This window comes from Streptococcus sp. HMSC071D03, from assembly GCF_001812125.1.
GTDB classification, from domain to species: Bacteria; Bacillota; Bacilli; order Lactobacillales; family Streptococcaceae; genus Streptococcus; species Streptococcus pseudopneumoniae_N.
On record NZ_KV807811.1, the window covers coordinates 1 to 535 of the forward strand.

Below are 535 nucleotides of genomic sequence, written 5' to 3' on the forward strand. Positions count from 1 at the left end.
CAGATGATACGATTAACTTCTTTATTAGCCAAGGCAGTATAGCGGAAGCAATCCGAAAAAAAGGAGACTATTTTGAGCCTGTGATTGTCTTTAAGTATAAAGATAACACAGGCTTTTTAGCTGGAGCGAGTCTTCAGGGAATAGTAGAGAATCGGGAATACTATCCTGAACGTGGGCGCTTAAAACAAATTATGAGAAATTCAGACGGACAACTAGGCTTTTCAATTGATATTGGGAATCCTAAACGTTTAGTATTTGCGGAAGCTCCAATCGATCTAATGAGCTACTATGAGCTTCATAAAGATAGTCTTCAGGATGTCCGCTTAGTAGCTATGGATGGAGTAAAAGAAGGAATCATTAGTAGACGGTTTATGGAATTGTATGCAGAGATAAATGATAAATCCTATCAAGTCAATCATAATACCGGGAAAGCTCTAGAAGTAGTCGCTAGGACAACGAACTATTTTAAAGACGGTCAGCATCAGGATATGATTACCTTGGCTGTAGATAATGATATGGCTGGTCATAAATTTAT

The 535-nt window shown here is 37.9% G+C and carries 1 pseudogene; it reads left to right on the top strand.

Features of this window, described 5'->3' with window-relative positions:
- Positions 1-535, top strand: a pseudogene (locus HMPREF2837_RS09550) (toprim domain-containing protein); the annotation flags it as partial.